Source organism: Bifidobacterium sp. MSTE12, from assembly GCF_000513015.1.
In the GTDB taxonomy this organism is placed as follows: Bacteria; Actinomycetota; Actinomycetes; order Actinomycetales; family Bifidobacteriaceae; genus Bifidobacterium; species Bifidobacterium dentium.
In genome coordinates this window covers 234,332-253,042 of sequence record NZ_AZYA01000007.1, presented here as the reverse complement: position 1 = coordinate 253,042, position 18,711 = coordinate 234,332, and the positions used below count along the sequence as shown (strand labels likewise).

Here is an 18,711-nt window from a genome sequence, read left to right as displayed (position 1 = left end):
TAGGGCATGCAGCGAGAGATCATGACATCCATCCCGTTTTTGGAACAACCGTCCCGGGACGCGCAGAACACGGACGAGGACTTTGCCGTGGCTCAGGACCTCAAGGACACCCTTGACGCGCACCGCAATAGTTGCGTCGGTATGGCCGCGAACATGATCGGCGTCTCCAAGCGCATCATCGCCTTCGTGGATGAGGATTTCGGCGGCCGCATCTTCATCATGTTCAATCCCGAAATCACCGCGAGGGACGGCGCGTTCGACACCTCCGAAGGATGCCTTTCCCTTCAAGGAGAACGCCACACCGTGCGCCACCAACGCATCGAGGTGACGTATTTCGACCGCAAATTCCGCGAACGCCATGCCGCGTTCACCGGTTTCACCGCGCAGATCATTCAGCATGAGGTCGATCACTGCGCCGGAATTATCATCTGAAGTGCATGCCCGCACCGGGCAAGATCGCACCGACGACCGTCAAGCGTCCGGCCTGCACGTTTGACGACGACGTCCACGCATGGTCTCGACCATCGGCGACCCGCCCAGACAACACGATATCCTCGCTGAAAATCGTTTGACGTCACTATAATCATTCCTGTGCTTCCCCTGTGGCATCAAAGGAGATTCTTATGGACGCCGTCACCATCTTCAATGATTTCGTGAATCTCGTCGACAGCGATGATCTGCCGATTGAGGCGGTGGCGCTGGCTGACGGTGAGCGGATCGTCGCCGAGAGGCATTTCACGCCCGATCGGAGCCGTAACATCTATTCGCATACGAAGAGTTATGTGTCGACGGCCATCGGCATCGCGGTCGAAGAAGGAATACTGAGTCTCGATGGCAAACTGGTCGACGCGTTCCCCGAATACGTACCGGCCGACGCGCAGCCGGAGTTGGGGCGCATCACGCTGCGCCACCTGCTGACCATGTCGAGTGGCTTCAACCATGCGTATCTCATGAGTCCCGACCGTCGTGGCGGCGTGGGAGCACCGGATTATCTGAAATACATGTTCTCCCGTCGAATCGAGGTGGAGCCGGGCGGTGCGTTCTGCTATTCATCCGCCGATTCGTACCTGGCGGGCCGCATGCTTGAGCGGGCCTGTGGCGAACACCTTGGCGAGTACCTGCATCGCACGATCTTCTCGCGGCTCGAACAGGGGTGGCCGATCTGGGAGTGCGATCCGCAAGGGCATCCCATCGCCGGCGCGGGCATGTTCATGACGCTGGCCGACATGCTCAAACTCGGACAGGTCTATCTGAACGGCGGCACATGGCACGGCACGCGCATCGTAGGTGAATCGTGGGTGAGCGCCGCATCAAGCCAGCAGATCGAAACGCCGCACGACAATATCTGGACATGCGGCTATGGCTATCAGTTCTGGATGTCACCGTACGATGGCGCGTATCGTGCGGACGGTGCGTACGGCCAGATCACCACCGTGCTGCCGAAGCAGGGACTGGTCGTTGCCGTGCAATGCCCGGAATCCGGTGATTTCGACAATGTGATGCGTCCTGCGCTGCATGAGCACCTGTTCGGCCCGCTGACCGCCTGACCGAAGCTCCGGCCACCAATCCAACACATTGGTTCCTGCGTGTAGACGGGGTATGGGATAATCAAGGACGGTACTTTGCGTGATGCACGGTCCGGCCTCCAAACGTGAGATTTCCGTTGACTTGCTCATGCAACACGCTGGAATTCCAACGTTTCTTAAGGATGGAACACAACATTGGCTGAATTCATTTATCAGATGATCAAGGCCCGCAAGGCTTACGGCGACCGCGTGATTCTCGATGACGTGACCCTGAGCTTCCTGCCGGGCGCCAAGATCGGCGTCGTCGGCCCGAACGGCATGGGCAAGTCCACGCTGCTCAAGATCATGGCCGGCATCGACACCGTCTCCAACGGCGAAGCCTATCTGACCCCGGGATTCACCGTCGGCATCCTGCAGCAGGAGCCGCCGCTGGACGAGACCAAGACCGTCGGCGAGAACATCAAGATGGCGTTCGGCGAAATCGCCGAAAAGGTGGCCCGTTTCAACCAGATCGGTGAGGAAATGGCCAATCCTGATGCCGACTTCGACTCCCTGATGGAAGAGATGGGCAAGCTGCAGAACGACATCGACGCCGCCAACGGCTGGGATCTCGACTCCCAGCTCGAGCAGGCCATGGACGCCCTGCAGTGCCCGGACCCGGACACTCCGGTGACCGTATGCTCCGGTGGCGAACGCCGCCGTGTGGCACTGTGCAAGCTGTTGCTCGAAGCTCCGGACCTGCTGCTGCTCGACGAGCCCACCAACCACCTCGATGCCGAGTCGATCCTGTGGCTGGAGCAGTTCCTGCACCAGTACAAGGGTGCCGTCATCGCCGTCACCCACGACCGTTACTTCATGGACAACGTGGCCGAATGGATCTGCGAGGTCGATCGCGGTCACCTGTACCCGTATAAGGGCAACTACACCACTTACTTGGAGACCAAGGCCAAGCGTATGGAGATTCAGGGCGCCAAGGACGCCAAGCTCGCCAAGCGCCTGAAGAACGAACTCGACTGGGTGCGCTCCTCGCCGAAGGCCCGTCAGGCCAAGAACAAGGCCCGTCTGGAACGCTATGACCAGATGGAGCAGGAGGCACGTAGCAACAAGAAGCTCGACTTCTCCGAAATCCAGATTCCGGCCGGCCCGCGTCTGGGCTCCACCGTGTTGGAAGCCGAGCATATCCATAAGGCGTTCGGCGACCGCGTACTCATCGACGATCTGAGCTTCACCCTGCCGCGTAACGGCATCGTCGGCGTGATCGGCCCGAACGGTGTGGGCAAGTCCACCCTGTTCAAGACCATCGTGGGCCTCGAGCCGTTGACTTCCGGCTCGCTCAAGGTCGGCGACACCGTGCAGATCAGCTATGTCGACCAGAACCGTGCCGGCCTTGACCCGAACAAGAACCTGTGGGAAGCCGTGTCCGACGGCCTTGACTTCATCGAGGTGGCCGGCGTGGAAGTGCCGACCCGCGCCTACGTGGCCTCATTCGGATTCAAGGGCTCCGATCAGCAGAAGCTCACCGGCGTGCTGTCCGGCGGCGAACGCAATCGTCTGAACCTGGCCCTGACCCTGAAGCAGGGCGGCAACCTGCTGCTGCTCGACGAACCGACCAATGACCTCGACGTCGAAACCTTGGAGTCGCTCGAAAACGCGTTGCTCGCATTCCCGGGTTGCGCCGTGGTGATCTCCCACGACCGTTGGTTCCTTGACCGAGTCGCCACGCATATCCTCGCATGGGAGGGCGATGACGAGAACCCGGCCAAATGGTACTGGTTCGAAGGCAACTTCCAGGCCTATCAGGAGAACCGTGTGGCCCGCCTCGGCGAGGACGCGGCCCGCCCGCACCGCCTGCACCGCAAGCTGACCCGCTAATCGCACCGCCGGCATAGCTTCGGCGTTACGCGCGGATTTCGACAAGGCACCATCCCTCGTTACGGGGGTGGTGCCTTTGTCGTTGTTCAATCGTTTGCCGATTACCTGCCGTTCACTCTTCTCACGCAGTCGTTACAAAACAATCCGATGAAATTTACTGCTTCTCTATAGACTCGAAGGCATTACGGCACTTGTAGCACCATAACAGAACAAGAATCGAGGCCCTTCATGCCACAGCCAGAAGTCACACCGTTGCAGCGACTGACGAAAGTGCTCAAGCTGGGTACGCCTTCCATTTACCGCGATCATACGTATGTGAACGGCGAAAGCCTGTACTTCCCCACCGGACGCGTCTATGGCGGTCAGGTGATCGCGCAGTCGCTGATCGCCGCATCGAAAACGGTGGATCCGTCACGATTGCCCAATTCGATTCATGGCTATTTCATATCGGCCGGCGATATTCATCAGGATCTGTTGTTCGACGTGGAAAACCTTCGCGACGGTCGTTCCTTCTCGGCCCGTCGAGTGAATGTCACGCAGGCGCAGGGTTCGATTCTGACCGCCATCGCCAGCTTCCAGGAGCATGGTCAGGAGGGTGTCGAGTTCGCCGATCCGATGCCCGAGGATGTGCCGGATCCGGAGACGCTGACAAGCGCGAAGGAAATCATGGAACCGTACGCGGAGCAGTCGTCGTATGCCAAGTATTATGCGCAGAAGTCGCCGTTCGACATCCGGCACGTTACGCAGACCATCATGCTGGGGGCCGATACGAAGAGTGCCCGCAGGGATTCCGGCAAGCAGATGGTTTGGATGAGGGCGGATGGCGAGGTGGATGTGCCACAAGTCATGCATCGTGCGATGCTGGCCATGGGTTGCGATCAGGTCATGCTGGAGCCGGTGCTGCGTCGTGCCGGTCTGAGCATCGCCACTCCGGGCATCTCGTTCGCGTCGATTGATCATTCGATGTGGTGGTACCGCGACATCGACATCAACCAGTGGCATCTGTACGTGCAGGATACGCCGACCGCAGCGCACGGACGAGGCTTGGGCCAAGCGAAGGTGTATACGCAGGACGGCACGCTGGTGGCGTGCATGGCGCAAGAGGCCATGATTCGCGTGCCGCAAGAGGATCTGCGGTAGACCGCTTCGGGAAATTACGGAAAGCGGTTCCGCCTTTCAGCAGGATGATTGGACGTGGGAGGATTTGGTGGCCGCCGCCGCATAGCGTTGACGTTGGGCGGCTTCCTTGATCTTGGGATTTTCGGGGCCGTCGATAGGCGGCAGCTGGCACAGCCATTCGCCTACGATGCCGATGATCATGTCGATCAGGCAGGCCACCGCCGCCACCGTGCATTCGATGACGGCCTGGCTGTAGAACTCCGCTTCCATATGAGGCAGGCTCGCCAGAATCTGCCCGCCATACCAACCGGTCAATGCGGCTCCCGCCAATCCCATGGCCTTGCATGACACCAGCGTGCCGAATGCTTTCTGCGGATCGAGCGGCTTCAGCTGCGCACGTTTGAGCGGATCCTTCGTGGTGTATTTGTGCACCTGCAACGCAAGAACCAGCACCATGATGCCCAATGCGATCAGCACCACCGGCACCACCCATGGCGCACCGACCAGCGGCAGTCCGGTGATCTCACCGTATTTCGCAAAACCAAGTCCGGCAAGCAGGCCGAGCATCGCGGCCAGAACGTAATGCCACCAAGGGGTGCGACGTGCCTTCATAGCGTATCTCCAATAATCCAGTTGTCGGTGAGCAGACCGACCTGCGACGTATCCGGAGCCATGGCCAGCAGGAACGACACCGGATCTCCGCCAAGCCTGGCATCCGGATCCATGTCGAGCCACGGCGCGAGTACGGCCGCATAGTTGCGGGCGGTGGGCCACGGCACCTGGCAATTCGGTTCGTCGCTGACGACGCCTTCCATATCGACCAGATCGAGATCGAGGCTACCGCCGACCGATGTTTCGATGGATCCGAGCACTGTGATCAGTTCGGCCGCACCCATGCGTGTGGAAATCTGCATGACGGCGGCCATGTTGTCGGGTTTGCCGTCAAGTTGGCTGACATGGTACAGCGGCGAAATGCCTTCCACCTGATTGCCGGGGATGCCGTCGAGCGACACGATCGCCTTGCGGAACCGCCGTTCCGCATCAGTGGAGGGGCTGTCCATGGAGATTACGGCTCGACGGGATCGTGCTAGGGATTCGATCCGATGTTGACCGCTTCCGGTTTGTAAAGAGGCCGGCTCCTCGTGGCAGGAACCGGTAACGGGAGACGCAGCGGCGTCATCGGCGACCATCCAGTCTTCGGCGAGCTCGTTGATGTGCTCCCGATCGGAGGATTCGAACAGCAGTTGTGCCACGGATCCGGCATGCGCGCCGACCAGTTCGGCGTCGGGATCCAATGCCAGCCAGGGGCCGAGCACGAAGGCACGCTGCCACGCACGTGGATGCGGCAATGTCAGATCCGGATCATCGCTGACGATGCCGTCGAAGTCGATGATGTCAAGGTCGAGCGTACGCGAAGTCCAATGGTCGGTGCGCACGCGGCCATGAGAGGCTTCGATGCGTTGCAATCCGGCCAACAGTTCGGGTGCGGTCAGCTTGGTGTTGACGGAAACGACCGCATTGCGGAAGTCGGGTGTTCCCGCTGGCATGCCCCATGCGTCGGTGCGATATAGCGGCGAAATGCCGGTGACCTGCGTGGAGTCGAGTCCGTCGATGCAACGCACCGCATCGCGTAGCGTGGAGAGCACATCACCCTGATTGCCTCCCATGGCGATGATGGCATGATGCGTGTCGGCGGATTCGGCCCGGCCCGTTTCACGGAAGCGTTCCACGGTGACGCTGACATCGTCGAACGGCACGACGATCGGTGCGTTCGGCTTGTGCACGGTCACTTCCGCACGTTGCACCGCGGGATATTGCAGAATCATGTCGGCGATGCGAGCGGCGAGTCTTTCGATCAGATCGGCATGCTCGCCTTCGATGATGGCCACAATGCCTTTGGCTATGGCACCGTAATCCACGGTGTCGTCAAGGGCGTCGGAACGGCCTGCGGGCGCCAAGTCGAGCGACAGCGTGGCGTCCACTACGAAGGTCTGCGCACGTTCATGCTCAAAATCAAGCACGCCATGCTTACCCGCCGCGCGAATTCCCGTCAGTCGAATCTGATCCATGCCAACCTTTCCGTCCGTCATTGCCTCATCAGAGGGAGGAAGAACTACTTACTGTATGCGCGCCAAGCGCTGCCGATGGCTATGGCGTCGCGGGTACGGGCCACGTCATGCACACGCACCGCCCAGGCACCATGTTCGGCGCTCAAAGCGCTGATGGCGGCGGTGGCGTTGTCCCTGTCGGCCATGGTCGGTTCGCTGACGCCCGCCGCGGCCAGTACCGCACCGATGAAACGCTTGCGCGAAGCACCGACCAGCACCGGATGGCCCGTGGCATTGAACCGTTCCAGTCCGGCCAGCAACGGCAGATTATGTTCGATGCCCGGTTTGGAAAAGCCCAGGCCCGGATCAATGATGACCTGTTCCGGTTTGACGCCGACGCTCAGCACTGCGTCGACCTGCGCCATCAGTTCGTCATACACGTCGTTCAGCACCCCGTTCGCATACACGGAGGTGTCGGCGTCAGGCACATTGCCGGCCGCTCCGGCCAGCCAACCGCGCCAATGCTGTACGATGTACAGGCTTTCGGGGTGATCGGCCACCACGTGGGGCAGTTCGGCATCCAACCGTCCGCCCGACACGTCGTTGATGATCTGCGCGCCATGCTCCAGTGCCACCGACGCCACCGAGGCGCGTGTGGTGTCGATGGACAGTATGGCACCTTCGGGAACCAACGCATCCACGGCTCCCAGCACGCGGGACTTCTCGTCTTCCTCGCTGACGCGCTTGGCGCCGGGCCGGGTGGATTCGGCTCCGATGTCGATGATGTCGGCCCCATCCTTCATCATCGCCTCGCCGTGTGCCTTGGCCTTTGCCGGATCGAGCCACAATCCACCGTCTGAGAACGAGTCTTCGGTGATGTTGAGCACGCCCATCACCAGGGTGCGTTCGCTATCGTGAATCGCCTTCATATCCTGTGCCACCATGTTTCCCCTTCCGTTATATGGCCTGTGCGGCATCTCACGAATGCTGTGACAGAATCAGGCTCATCGCCTCGGATCTTGTGGCGGCATCTCGCATGCAGCCTCGCACGGCGGAGGTCACGGTACGCGACTGTGGCTTCTTGACGCCTCGCATGGCCATGCACATGTGATCGCATTCGGTGACCACGATCACGCCGCGAGCCTCGATGCCGATCATCAGCGCATCGGCGACCTGCTGGGTGAGGCGTTCCTGCACCTGCGGACGCCGGGCGTACAACTCCACCAGTCGGGCCAGCTTGCTGAGGCCCGCCACCTGCCCATTCGACGGAATGTAGCCGACATGGGCTACGCCGTGGAACGGCAGCAGATGATGCTCGCATACGGAGAACAGCTCGATGTCACGCACCAACACCATTTCGTCGGTGTCGACCTTGAACTTGGTTTTCAGTACCTCTTCGGGACCGTGCCCCAGACCGGCGAACAATTCCCTGCATGCACGGCCGATGCGATCGGGGGTGTCGAGCAGGCCTTCGCGATCCGGGTCTTCGCCGATGGATCGCAAAAACAGGCGTACCGCCTGGCGTACGCCTTCCTCGTCATAGCCGACAGGCCCGGCCGCATGAGCGGCGCGGGCCTTGTCGTCAAACATGGTATCGAATGCTTCGGTATCACTCATCAGTTGGTCAATCCTGCGCTTTTCTTCAGGGATTCGGGAATCTCGACCGGAGGTTTGTCCGAATCGGGCCGCTGGTTGTCGCTCAGCCATACGTCACGCTTCGGCGCCTTCTTGATGTTGGCGAAGATCGCGGCCAGTTCCTTTTCGTTGAGCGTCTCCTTGACGAGCAGCTGACGTACCAGCTCGTCGAGGATGTCACGGTTCTCGTTGATGACGTTCCACGCTTCGGTATGCGCCGTTTCGACGAGCTTCAGCACCTCCTCGTCGATGATTTCGGCGGTGCGGCCGGAATACTTATGATTAAGGGATCCCAGATCGCCCTGTTCGTCGTCGGACCACTTGATGGCACCCAGCTTGGATGAGAAGCCGTAGTCGAGCACCATCTGGCGGGCGATGTTCGTCGCCTTCTCGATGTCGTTGGAGGCGCCGGTGGTCGGATCGTGGAACACGACCTCTTCGGCGGTGCGGCCACCCATGGCGTAGGCCATCTGGTCGAGCAGCTGGTTACGCGACATGGAGTAGCGGTCCTCGGTCGGCATCACGGCGGTGTAGCCGAGCGCACGGCCACGCGGCAGAATGGTGACCTTGGTGACCGGATCGGTGTCGTTCATGGCGGCGGCAACCAAGGCGTGACCACCCTCATGGTAGGCGGTGTTGCGCAATTCCTCGAGAGCCATGCCCTTGGAACGGCGCTTCGGGCCGGCTTGGACACGGTCGATGGCCTCGTCGATGGCACGGTTGTCGATCAGCTGGGCACCGGCACGGGCGCACAGCAATGCGGCCTCGTTGAGCACGTTGGCCAGATCGGCGCCGGTGAAGCCCGGCGTACGCACGGCGATCATGTGCAGATCGACATCCGGCACGAACGGCTTGCCCTTGGCGTGCACCTTCAGAATGGCCTCACGGCCTTCCAGATCAGGCGCTTCCACGGCCACCTGGCGGTCGAAACGACCCGGGCGCAACAATGCCGGATCAAGCACGTCGGGACGGTTGGTCGCGGCGATGATGATCAGGTTGGTGTCGTTGTTGAAGCCGTCCATTTCGACAAGCAGCTGATTCAGGGTCTGCTCGCGTTCGTCGTGACCGCCGCTCATACCGGAACCGCCACGCTTGCGGCCGACCGCATCGATCTCATCGATGAAGATGATGGCCGGAGCGTTCTTCTTGGCTTCGTCGAACAGGTCACGCACGCGGGATGCGCCGAGACCGACGAACATCTCCACGAAGTCGGAGCCCGCCATGGAGTAGAACGGTACGCCGGCCTCGCCTGCGATGGCTCGCGCCAGCAACGTCTTACCGGTGCCCGGAGGGCCGTACAGCAGCACGCCACGTGGAATGCGGGCACCCAAGGCCTTGTAACGGGACGGATCCTTGAGGAAGTCCTTGATCTCCTCGACTTCCTGCACGGCGGCATCCTCGCCTGCCACGTCGGAGAACTTGGTGGTCGGGGTCTGACCTTCGAGCAGCTTGCCGCTGTTCTTCTTGCCGCCCATGCCGAACATGCCGCCGGCACCGCCCATGCGGCTCATCAGGAACCAGAACAGCGCGAGGACGATGATGAACGGCAGAATCGAAGTGATCAGATACGTCCAGACGCTGGTCTGCTGCATGGTCGCCGTCCACCCCTGGGTCGGGTCGGCCTTCTGCACGGCCTTGACCACGGCGGCGCTCTGGGCGTACGTGTAGTAGAACTGCACGTTCTTGCCGTAGTTCTTGACCTTGCCGGTCGTCGGATCGGTGGCCGAATAGTCGGACTTCAGCTTGAGTTTGACCTGCTGCGTATTGTCGACGATCTGCGCATATTCGACGTTGCCGCCGTTGAGGATCTGCATACCGTCCTTGGTGTCGATGGTTTGCGATCCGGTGCCGGCGAACAGCTGGAACATCGTCACGGCGAGCAGCGCCACGACCACCACCCACAGCCACGGGGACTGCCAGAACGGACGGGGACCATTGCCGCCATCGTTGTTGCCGTGGCCGAACGGATTGGTAAACGGATTACCGTTGTTCGGACGATTCGAATTGCCGCCGTTGTTCTGCGGTGGCTGGCCTGAAGGAAAACTCATGCCTGACCTCCTTGGTAGACTGCCGGCTTCAGCACCGCAATCGAATCGAGATTGCGGTAGCGCTCGTCATAATCCAGACCGAAGCCGACCACGAATTCATCGGGAATCTCATATCCCTTATATTTCACATCCACATCCACCTTTCGGCGGGCGGGCTTTTCCAGCAGCGCAAAGATTTCCACGGAAGCGGCGCCGCGGCGCTTCAGCTCGTCGACGAGCCACGACAGCGTGATGCCGGAATCGATGATGTCCTCGACGATCAGCACATGCCGGCCACGCACGTCGGTCGACAGATCCTGACGAACGGTGATCGTACCGCTTGATTCGGTGCCTGAACCGTAGCTTGACAGGCTCATGAAATCCATCTGCACCGGAATGCTCATGGCCTGCGCGAAGGCGGCGATCGTATTCACCGCGCCTTTGAGCACGCATACCAGCAACGGATTTCTGCCACGATAGTCTTCACTGGCTTGGGCCGCAGCACGGTTGATGATATCTTCAATCTGTTCCTTGGTGATCAGTTCATGATCAATGTCTTCTTGCACGTCAGCGATTCGCATGCCCACCATCTTGGCACACGCGAATGACGTGTTTCTGGCGATTGGCTGAATATCCGCTGGGAAGTGCCACACCGTGCTGGCCATGCCAGTCAGTGATAAGCCGGTCGATCTGCCTGACATGCCGTGCGGAGCATGCGATGCCGGCCTGGCCGAGTGCGTGGGCGATGACGCGCAGTCGAATCGCCTCATGCTGCGATTGCAGTACGCCGACGCTGAACCGCACCTGGTCTTCGCTGAACGTCACCGCCCGTTCGGCGATCTCCTGCGCCCGCTTGTTGAGATAATCCCTGTCGGTCTGCGCAAGTCCCGCGCCGATTGAAAGCCGCGAAACGACATCGCCCCCTGCGAAACGTTGCAGATACGGCATCAGATCGTGCCGTACGCGTGAGCGTAACGGATAGTTCGCCGGCAATGGGCCGTTCGGCGGCAAACCGTCTTCCCGGATCGCGTCGGGACCGTTGGTCGGATCGTCCCACCATTCGAGCCCCAGATCCTCGCAGATGCCGGTGGTCTCCTCCCTTGTCACATCCAGCCAAGGGCGCAGGAACGTTACACCGTCACGACTGAACGAGCCTTCCATGCCGGCGATGGCATCAAGCCCGGCCGAACGCAGCAGTCCGATGAGCACGGTTTCGGCCTGATCGTTCTTCGTATGCGCCAACAGCACGGCCGCAGCATCGGAGCATTCCTCGACGATGGCGGCATATCGGGCTTCCCTGGCTGCGGCTTCAAGGCCTTGCCCGTTGCCGTGCACTTCGATGGCACGCACACGTACCGGATCAAGGCCCAGCGCCTCACAACGACGGGCGGTCTTTGCGGCTACCTCGGCGGAACCGTTTTGCAGTTGATGGTCGATGATGATGGCACCGCAGCGCAATCCCAGACTGGCGCATACGGTTGCGCAGACCGCCGCCAGCGCCATGGAATCCCGTCCGCCGGAACATGCGACCATGATCAATGGCGCGTCCGCATTCGGTTCATGCTCGCCGTGCCGCGCGAACCGCGCGTCCTGCAGTCCGAATCCGGCGTCGGCCAGCGCGGCGTTAAGATGCCCTATGGCCTTACGCAGTCGTGGGGAGTACACCATGGGGCATCACAGTTTCGGCAAACCGGCGATGAACGTGTCGATGGCGTCGCGCGCGGCCTGCATATCGTCGGGATCGTTGACGATGACGGCGAAGGTCAGCGCTCCCCCGCGGGTGCGTGACACGTTGCCGGTCATGGCGGTGACACCGTCGAGACTGCCGGTCTTCACACGCAGCAGACCCGCTTCGGAGGCGTCGTTCAGCCGGTCGGCCGCGGTGCCGACGAATCCTACGATGGACAATCCTTCCGCAGCCGCGGCACCGGTCCCGGCGGTGAGATTACGCTGTTGCACTTCAAGCAACGTGCGCACGGTGACCTTGGATTCCTCCGCAAGGCCGGAGCAGTTCATCATACGCAATCCGTTCGTGGAGATTCCCGCCTGTTCCAGAACGCTCTTGACCGCTCGGGCCGCGCCTGCCGGCGAATTGCCCGTTTTTCTATCGATGGCCAGCAGACGGCCGAATTCCTCGGCCAGGGTGTTGTCGGAATGCCGCAGCATGAATGCCATGATCTCGCTCAGAGAGGCTGATTGCACCTGTGCGATCGGGCTGGTTTCCGCCGGTGCGACGCCCTGTTCGACATCACCCTGCACGGTGATGCCCTGCTCCTCCAAACGTTGCCGGAACGTCTGCACGGCATCCAACGCCGGCTGCATGCTCAAGGCGGGATAGGTGGAGAACACATCGGGATTCTGCGGATTCGCGCCGTCCCATTGCCGCGCGCCGTCCACGGCCATGGATGAGACCGGCGCATAATACAGGTGTTCGGTGTCGAGTTCGGCGATGCCGGACGGCCAACGATCATCGCCGAACAACGAATCGTCATAGCGCAGGGTCACCTCGCTGATGCCACGCTGCTTCAGCGCCCGCGCGGTGTCGCTGGCCAGCGTGCCGAGCCCCGCCCGCCCATTGACGTGCGCGGAATCGCTGTTCCCCGCGCCAAGCAGCATGTCACCGCCGCCGACGAGTACCAGATTCTCGGTACCGTCCTGTTTCTGTTCCACATAAGTCTGCGTGGCGAGGGTGCTGCCCATGTCGAGTGTGGTCGCAGCGGCGTATGCGGTCAACGTTTTCATGGTGGAAGCCGGCACCCGTGTCTCGTCGATGCCGCTTTCGGCCACCACCTCGCCCTTGGCGTCGGCGATGGCGATGGAATAGTCGCCGCCGATGCCCTCGGTCGCGGCGAATTCGTCGATAAGCCGCCGTGCGGCGGTGGCATCCACGGCGATCGACGAATCCAGATTCCCGACGACCTTCGAAGCGGACATTACGGTACGGGGCTCCGCGGTTGTGACACGTTCCACCTCGTTGAGCGTCAGGACGCCCGGCAACACGTCATACAGGTCGCCTGCCACATATCCCAGGCACAATGCCGCGGTGACGGCCACGGAAAGCAATACGGTGACGCGGCGGCGAATCGTCCTCTGCTGGAATGCTCCTGCTCTGCGCGTCACCGACCGCTCCCCCTCAATCCGACAAAGATCCGTCCTTACTGTTGCAGGGATGCGAAGGAGTCCAAAGTGGCGAGGATTCTCGGCATCCGAGCTTCCAACAGCTTACCGCCAAGCCATGTACCAATCGCAAGCGCGGCGATGCCGTTGACCAGCGAAACAGGGGCCAACAGCCAATACAGCTCCCAATTGCCCGTCAATCCCAGCGCCAACGCAACGATGCCGGTGGGCAGCAACAGCAGAATCATGCCGAACATGTGCAGGAAGGGGAACAGCATCTGGGCTCCCACCCTGCCCTGCGGCGACGAGAACGGGCGCGATATGGACGGTACCGGGTACATGAACACGCAGGAGACCACTTCCGCCAAGCCCAGTCCGCAGAATCCAAGACACAGGCTTATGCAGCCGAAGACCAATCCCATGATCAGCCCTTCGGTACTGCGCCAGTCGCCGGTGATCGCATAGACGATGACCATCAGTATCGCGATGTAGGCGATCAGCATGACCATATAGACCCGCACGCGGCCGTGGCGGTCATCCACACCGCGAACGCCGCTGATCACCTCCATGGTGAAGCCCCGGCCGTCATAGGACAGGCCGTTACCTTCAAGCAGCACCAGGAAGAGACCCGCCCAGATGATCGACTGCCATACCATCGCGGTTATGCCGTGCGATTGTATGGTGAACACCACGATGAACAGCAACGGCATGAACATCATCGGCGCCTGTCGCGGATCCCTGCGCAGGTAGGTGAGCAAACGGGCCGAAATCGCGCCGGACGGGGAATCCGGCATCATGGAGAACAGGCCGATGCCCTTCGAGGAAACGGCGTGCGCGGTGGAGCCGGCGATGGTGCGGTCCTTCTTCAGGCACCACAGGCAACCGAGGTAGCACACCATCCATGTGGCGACGAGTATCAGCAGGCGAAGCGCCGCAAAGCCCCAGGAACCGGCGACCACGTCGAACGGCAGCTGGAACGCCGCACCCAACGGCGTCCACGAGAACACGTCCGCAACCATCATGAACGGCTTGAGGCTGAAATGATCCAGATCCTGGCTGTTCATCGCCATGCCCGGAACCTGGCACAGCAGCACGAACAGCAGGATGGTGATGATGGAAATCGTGCTTTTGCCGCTGCTGGAATTCGTCAACGTGGTCAGCAGCGAGATCACGAGTTTCGACAGCACCATCATGGTGATGATCGCCAATGGGACGGCGACGATGCCCGCCACGATGCCGATGGCACCCGCGGACTGGTAGATCGGCACCAGGCCGAGCATGACGAGTACGCCCCAGATCGTAGCCAGACCGGTCAGACCGGAGAGGAACAGGCCGCTGACCAAGGTGTGGTCATCGATGCCGTACAGTTCGAATTTCTGCGGATTCATGGCCGTGCCCTGACCGAAATACATGATCTGCACGATGATCACGATGGCTGTCGTGAAGGCGCCGCACAGCACCATCACCATACGTAGGATCTGCCAGATCATGCCGTCGGTGCCGCCGATGAGCGGACCGAGCATAAGCCCCAACGCCACGGAACCGACGATTGCGCCGGCGCCGAATATCGCGCTGATGATGTAGCTGACGAGCATCATGGTCGATTTGCGCATGGTCGCCCGCATCAGCGCCCAGCGCAATCTCATGATGGTACCGACGGCGTTCACTGCGCACCACCGTCCAGCCACGACAGTCGCGCCGCCGCATGACGGCCGCCGACCAGCTGCAGGAAACGGTCCTCGAGATCTTCGCCGGCCGCGACCTGCTCCACGGTGCCGGCCGCGCAGACCTGACCCTTGTTGATGACGGCCACATGCGTGCACATCTTCTCGACAAGCGCCATGACGTGCGATGAGATGATGACGGTTCCGCCGGTGGAGGCGTATTCGATGAGAATGTCCCTGAGATTCGCGCTGGAGACCGGATCGACCGATTCGAACGGCTCGTCGAGCACCAGGACGCGCGGACTATGGATCATGGCGCTGGCCAGGCAGATCTTCTTGGTCATACCGGCCGAATAGTCGGCGACCATCACGTTCGCGGCACCCGTCAGGTCGAACGCCCCCAGCAGATCGTTGGCACGTTTGACCGATTCGTCGCGTTTCATGCCGCGCAGCATGCCCGCATAGACGAGCAGCTGCAGGCCCGTCAGCCTGTCGAAGATCTGGTCCGGTTGCGGCATCACGCCGATGGAACGCTTCACTGCGTTCAGATCGCGCCATACGTCACGCCCGAGAATCATGGCCGCACCGCCATCCGGCACGAGCAAGCCGGTCACCATGTTGAGCGTGGTCGTCTTGCCGGCGCCGTTCGGTCCGACCAATCCGTAAAAGGAACCCACCGGAATGTCGAGGGACAATCCGTTGACGGCCACCTTCTGCCCAAAACGCTTGAACAGACCGCGAATCGAAACCGCTGCGGAGCCATCCAGGGGAACGGCCGGGGCAAATCCCACAGAAGGGGAAACATTGTCTAAACTCATGCCACCACCCTATCAGCCTCATAACGGCGTGCGCATTATGCCCACGGTGAACGCACGGCGTACATCATGCCATCAGCGAAACGTTGTCGTCCAGCGCATAGCGGAAAGCGCAACGCATGGCGAAGGCGCCCCTTCGGCAGATGGACTTCAGCCCTTGTGCTCGATCGGCTTCCACTCGGCCTTGGAGAACACCGCCTGGAACGAGATCGGCACATAGCTGAACATGTAGATCGGGAAGCTCAGTACATAGGCGAACAGTTCCTTGTTGGTGGCTCCCACATGATCGCGTTCCACGATGATGGTCAACGCCGCCAATCCCATCATGCCGACCACCGACATCACAATGCCGGAAGTCCATCCGGTAAGCGAGTTGAGCTGACTCTGCCAGGTCACGAATCCGCATAGCGCGAACAGCAGGCCGAGCAGAATACGGGCTATGCCGAGCACGGTGAACGGGCACAGCAGCAGCGTGAAATCAACGGCGGAAAAATCACGTTCGCGAATCGCCCGCTTGATCAGGGCCGGGCCATAGTAGCGGAACACCTGCAGGAATCCCTTGCTCCACCGCAGGCGCTGACGCCAGCTTTGCGAGAAGGTGACGGGCTGCTCGTCGTACAGGATCGCGGTGCCGCAATAGCCGATGCGATCGCCGTGCAACACGGAGTCCATGGTGAATTCAAGGTCTTCGGTCAGCAGATGGAACTTCCACCCGTTATTGCGGCGCATGATCTCCTGCGAGAACATGAAGCCGGTGCCGCCGACGTGGCAGCTGTTGCCGAGCCACATGCGCGAGGCGCTCAGGAATCGTGATTCACGGATGAACCACAATGCGGAACCCGAAGACACCCAATTGTCGGACAGGTTCACGGAATTACGGTAGCTGGTCAGGATCTTGAAGCCGGACTGGAACGCCTTGTTCATCTCTTCGAAGTAGTTCCGGTCAAGCTTGTTGTCGGCATCGAATACGAAGAAGGCGTCATACGGGTCGGAAGCACCGGATTCGTTCATCCGGTCAAGCAGGTAGGTCAGCGCGTACCCTTTGCCGATGAGCCGCTGGTCGAACCGTTCGATCACATGGCAGCCCATGCCGCGCGCCACTTCGGCGGTGGCATCGGTGCAGTTGTCGGCCACCAGCCAAATATCGATGAGCTCCTTCGGATAGGTCTGCGTCTGGATGCAGGTGATGAGATTGCCGATGACGTTCTCCTCATTGCGTGCGGAGATCAGCACGGCATACCGCTTGTCCATCGGAGCTTCGGGGAACCTGACCGGCTTGGTGAACAGGGAGATGAGAATGCACACCGCCTGATAGACCATGCCCGCGCCGCCGACGACGATCAGGATTATGTCCAGTACGCTCAGCAGTACCATTTAGCGCCACCTACTTCTCGGATTGTCGTCGGATGCGTCGTCCGCGTCGGCCGTTCCCTTCAACGGCCTGCCGCCTTGGGCGGAAAGCGCGTTCTTCGGGATGGCGACCGTCTGTGAATCGTCAGCCTCATCCGAACCATCTGACGGGCTGATATTGTACGCCTGCTCCTGCAGCTGACGCACCTCGTCTGAAATCGGCACATGTGCGGTGGAACCCTGCACGGCACGCGGTATGTGATGCAGCACACGCTCGCTGATCGCCTCGGCGCCTTCCACCACCTTCGACTTCTTTTCCGGAACCGGATCGTTCATCAGCGGGGAATCGACCAGATCGTACCGTTTGGTGTAGGTGCGGAAGATGGTCTGGATGGAAGCGGTGACCGGCAGCGCCAGGAATGCACCGAGCGCGCCGAACAGCGAACCGAAGGCGAGCACGGCGAGGAAGGCGACGGCATCGTTGATGTTCATGGTACGTTGCGAGATCTTCGGCGCGAAGATCAGGTTTTCGATCTGCTGGTAGACGCAGATGAATGCGAGTACGGCGATGCCGTACCAGATGCCACGGTTGCCCCATGCGAACAGCACCGGCAGCGCACCGCCGATATAGGTGCCGAGCATCGGGATAAACTGCGAGGTGACGCCGCAGAACAGCGCCAACGGCAGCCAATACGGCACATGCAGGACCTCAAGGCAGATGGCGGTGAAGGTGGCGTTGAGCAATGCGAGAATCGCGCGGGAAAACAGGAAGGATGAGATCTGCCCCTGGCTGACGGTCCAGACGAACAGGAAGCGGCGCTGTGCGGCCGGCGCCATCCACTGGCAGGCGGCGCGACGCAGTTTCGGGCCTGCTGCGGAGATGTAGTACGTGGTCATCACGATGGTCATGAGGTTCAGCAGGAAGGAGAACAGGCCGGATACCGTGCTCAGGGCCGTGCCGGCGAAATCGGTGACCCAGGAGGTCTGTATGTTCTTGAGGATTTCGCTGCCGAGGCTGTTGATCTCCGGCAGTTCGAAATTCGTGTACTGACTTACGAAGTCGCAGATCTGCTTGTACAGGTCGGGCAGGCCGTTGATCATGGCGATCACCTGCTGCACGAACATGTTGCCGAACAGACCGAACAGCGTACATAGGATCACCGCCAGCAGCACCAGCGCGAACAGCGACGCGAAGGCGCGTTTCCAGCCATGCTTGACCAGCGGCACCACCACCGGTTCCACTGCGAGCGCAAGGAACAGGGATACCACGATGTCCATGACCAGATACGCGATCTGCCCCCAGGAGCGCCAGCAGAAGCTGAACACTACGATGGCGATGGCGATGTACAGCAGGGCGCGTCCTAGCCATTCCGGTGGTCTTCTGGAATCGCCCTTCGCCGGGAACAGGGTGCCCAGATCCCAGCGTTGCCCGTCATCCGCCATGGTTTTCGCCGTATTCGTGGTGTCTTCGGCAGCCATCGTATCGTCCGTCGTTTCATTCATGTGCCGTACGCGTTCGCTCATGGCTCCTTATTGTA

General features: G+C 60.9%; 16 protein-coding genes. 4 read left to right on the top strand and 12 right to left on the bottom strand.

What is annotated here, in order from left to right; all coding sequences use genetic code 11:
- Positions 1-6: 6 nt before the first annotated feature.
- The 4 genes from HMPREF1494_RS01935 (at position 7) to HMPREF1494_RS01920 (ending at position 4,538) form a co-directional block, all read left to right on the top strand.
- Complete coding sequence (locus HMPREF1494_RS01935; RefSeq protein ID WP_003837168.1) at positions 7-432, top strand: peptide deformylase; 426 nt, start codon at positions 7-9, stop codon at positions 430-432.
- Positions 433-623: 191 nt separating this feature from the next.
- Entirely contained in the window at positions 624-1,547 is a 924-nt protein-coding gene (locus HMPREF1494_RS01930) for a serine hydrolase domain-containing protein (RefSeq protein WP_034518953.1), read from the top strand.
- A gap of 174 nt (positions 1,548-1,721) precedes the next feature.
- Positions 1,722-3,398: an energy-dependent translational throttle protein EttA gene (ettA, locus tag HMPREF1494_RS01925; protein ID WP_003842552.1), complete on the top strand. Its 1,677-nt coding sequence runs from the start codon at positions 1,722-1,724 to the stop codon at positions 3,396-3,398.
- Positions 3,399-3,626: 228 nt separating this feature from the next.
- The gene (locus tag HMPREF1494_RS01920) at positions 3,627-4,538 is read left to right on the top strand and encodes an acyl-CoA thioesterase (RefSeq protein ID WP_034518948.1); all 912 of its coding nucleotides are present in this window, start codon (positions 3,627-3,629) and stop codon (positions 4,536-4,538) included.
- A 36-nt stretch (positions 4,539-4,574) separates the two neighbouring features.
- On the opposite strand, the gene HMPREF1494_RS01915 is transcribed toward HMPREF1494_RS01920, so the two are convergent.
- The 12 genes from HMPREF1494_RS01915 to HMPREF1494_RS01860 form a co-directional block, all read right to left on the bottom strand.
- Entirely contained in the window at positions 4,575-5,129 is a 555-nt protein-coding gene (locus HMPREF1494_RS01915) for a DUF3180 domain-containing protein (protein WP_034518945.1), read from the bottom strand.
- Entirely contained in the window at positions 5,126-6,586 is a 1,461-nt protein-coding gene (gene folK, locus HMPREF1494_RS01910) for a 2-amino-4-hydroxy-6-hydroxymethyldihydropteridine diphosphokinase (protein WP_034518941.1), read from the bottom strand. The genes HMPREF1494_RS01915 and folK overlap by 4 nt, the downstream gene beginning before the upstream one ends.
- 44 nt (positions 6,587-6,630) lie before the next feature.
- On the bottom strand, positions 6,631-7,509 hold the full coding sequence (folP, locus tag HMPREF1494_RS01905) for a dihydropteroate synthase (protein WP_034518937.1): 879 nt from the start codon (positions 7,507-7,509) through the stop codon (positions 6,631-6,633).
- 34 nt (positions 7,510-7,543) lie between these two features.
- Positions 7,544-8,182, bottom strand: a complete 639-nt coding sequence (gene folE, locus HMPREF1494_RS01900) for a GTP cyclohydrolase I FolE (protein WP_034518933.1) — start codon at positions 8,180-8,182, stop codon at positions 7,544-7,546.
- Positions 8,182-10,248 carry an ATP-dependent zinc metalloprotease FtsH gene (ftsH, locus tag HMPREF1494_RS01895; protein WP_034518929.1) on the bottom strand — a complete coding sequence of 689 codons (2,067 nt, stop codon included), beginning with the start codon at positions 10,246-10,248 and terminating at the stop codon, positions 8,182-8,184. Before ftsH ends, folE begins: the two co-directional genes overlap by 1 nt.
- Entirely contained in the window at positions 10,245-10,817 is a 573-nt protein-coding gene (gene hpt, locus HMPREF1494_RS01890) for a hypoxanthine phosphoribosyltransferase (RefSeq protein ID WP_003837186.1), read from the bottom strand. Before hpt ends, ftsH begins: the two co-directional genes overlap by 4 nt.
- Positions 10,795-11,895, bottom strand: coding sequence for a tRNA lysidine(34) synthetase TilS (tilS, locus tag HMPREF1494_RS01885; RefSeq protein ID WP_034518925.1), 1,101 nt, complete (start codon positions 11,893-11,895; stop codon positions 10,795-10,797). Before tilS ends, hpt begins: the two co-directional genes overlap by 23 nt.
- A gap of 6 nt (positions 11,896-11,901) precedes the next feature.
- Positions 11,902-13,347, bottom strand: coding sequence for a D-alanyl-D-alanine carboxypeptidase/D-alanyl-D-alanine endopeptidase (gene dacB, locus HMPREF1494_RS01880; protein WP_034518922.1), 1,446 nt, complete (start codon positions 13,345-13,347; stop codon positions 11,902-11,904).
- Positions 13,348-13,382: 35 nt separating this feature from the next.
- Positions 13,383-15,011, bottom strand: a complete 1,629-nt coding sequence (locus HMPREF1494_RS01875; RefSeq protein ID WP_034518918.1) for a hypothetical protein — start codon at positions 15,009-15,011, stop codon at positions 13,383-13,385.
- The gene (locus HMPREF1494_RS01870; RefSeq protein ID WP_003837190.1) at positions 15,008-15,826 is read right to left on the bottom strand and encodes an ABC transporter ATP-binding protein; all 819 of its coding nucleotides are present in this window, start codon (positions 15,824-15,826) and stop codon (positions 15,008-15,010) included. Before HMPREF1494_RS01870 ends, HMPREF1494_RS01875 begins: the two co-directional genes overlap by 4 nt.
- Before the next feature lie 147 nt (positions 15,827-15,973).
- Positions 15,974-17,197, bottom strand: a complete 1,224-nt coding sequence (locus HMPREF1494_RS01865; RefSeq protein ID WP_003837192.1) for a glycosyltransferase family 2 protein — start codon at positions 17,195-17,197, stop codon at positions 15,974-15,976.
- Positions 17,198-18,697 (bottom strand): AI-2E family transporter, encoded by a 1,500-nt coding sequence (locus HMPREF1494_RS01860; RefSeq protein WP_034518903.1) that lies wholly within the window; start codon positions 18,695-18,697, stop codon positions 17,198-17,200. It lies immediately after the preceding gene.
- Positions 18,698-18,711 lie beyond the last annotated feature (14 nt).

Coding starts and splice junctions, on each gene's coding strand:
- HMPREF1494_RS01935 (WP_003837168.1), top strand. CDS start 7: ATGCAGCGAGAGATCATGACATCCATCCCGTTTTTGGAACAACCGTCC.
- HMPREF1494_RS01930 (WP_034518953.1), top strand. CDS start 624: ATGGACGCCGTCACCATCTTCAATGATTTCGTGAATCTCGTCGACAGC.
- HMPREF1494_RS01920 (WP_034518948.1), top strand. CDS start 3,627: ATGCCACAGCCAGAAGTCACACCGTTGCAGCGACTGACGAAAGTGCTC.
- HMPREF1494_RS01915 (WP_034518945.1), bottom strand. CDS start 5,129: ATGAAGGCACGTCGCACCCCTTGGTGGCATTACGTTCTGGCCGCGATG.
- folK (WP_034518941.1), bottom strand. CDS start 6,586: ATGGATCAGATTCGACTGACGGGAATTCGCGCGGCGGGTAAGCATGGC.
- folP (WP_034518937.1), bottom strand. CDS start 7,509: ATGGTGGCACAGGATATGAAGGCGATTCACGATAGCGAACGCACCCTG.
- folE (WP_034518933.1), bottom strand. CDS start 8,182: ATGAGTGATACCGAAGCATTCGATACCATGTTTGACGACAAGGCCCGC.
- ftsH (WP_034518929.1), bottom strand. CDS start 10,248: ATGAGTTTTCCTTCAGGCCAGCCACCGCAGAACAACGGCGGCAATTCG.
- hpt (WP_003837186.1), bottom strand. CDS start 10,817: ATGGTGGGCATGCGAATCGCTGACGTGCAAGAAGACATTGATCATGAA.
- tilS (WP_034518925.1), bottom strand. CDS start 11,895: ATGGTGTACTCCCCACGACTGCGTAAGGCCATAGGGCATCTTAACGCC.
- HMPREF1494_RS01870 (WP_003837190.1), bottom strand. CDS start 15,826: ATGAGTTTAGACAATGTTTCCCCTTCTGTGGGATTTGCCCCGGCCGTT.
- HMPREF1494_RS01865 (WP_003837192.1), bottom strand. CDS start 17,197: ATGGTACTGCTGAGCGTACTGGACATAATCCTGATCGTCGTCGGCGGC.
- HMPREF1494_RS01860 (WP_034518903.1), bottom strand. CDS start 18,697: ATGAGCGAACGCGTACGGCACATGAATGAAACGACGGACGATACGATG.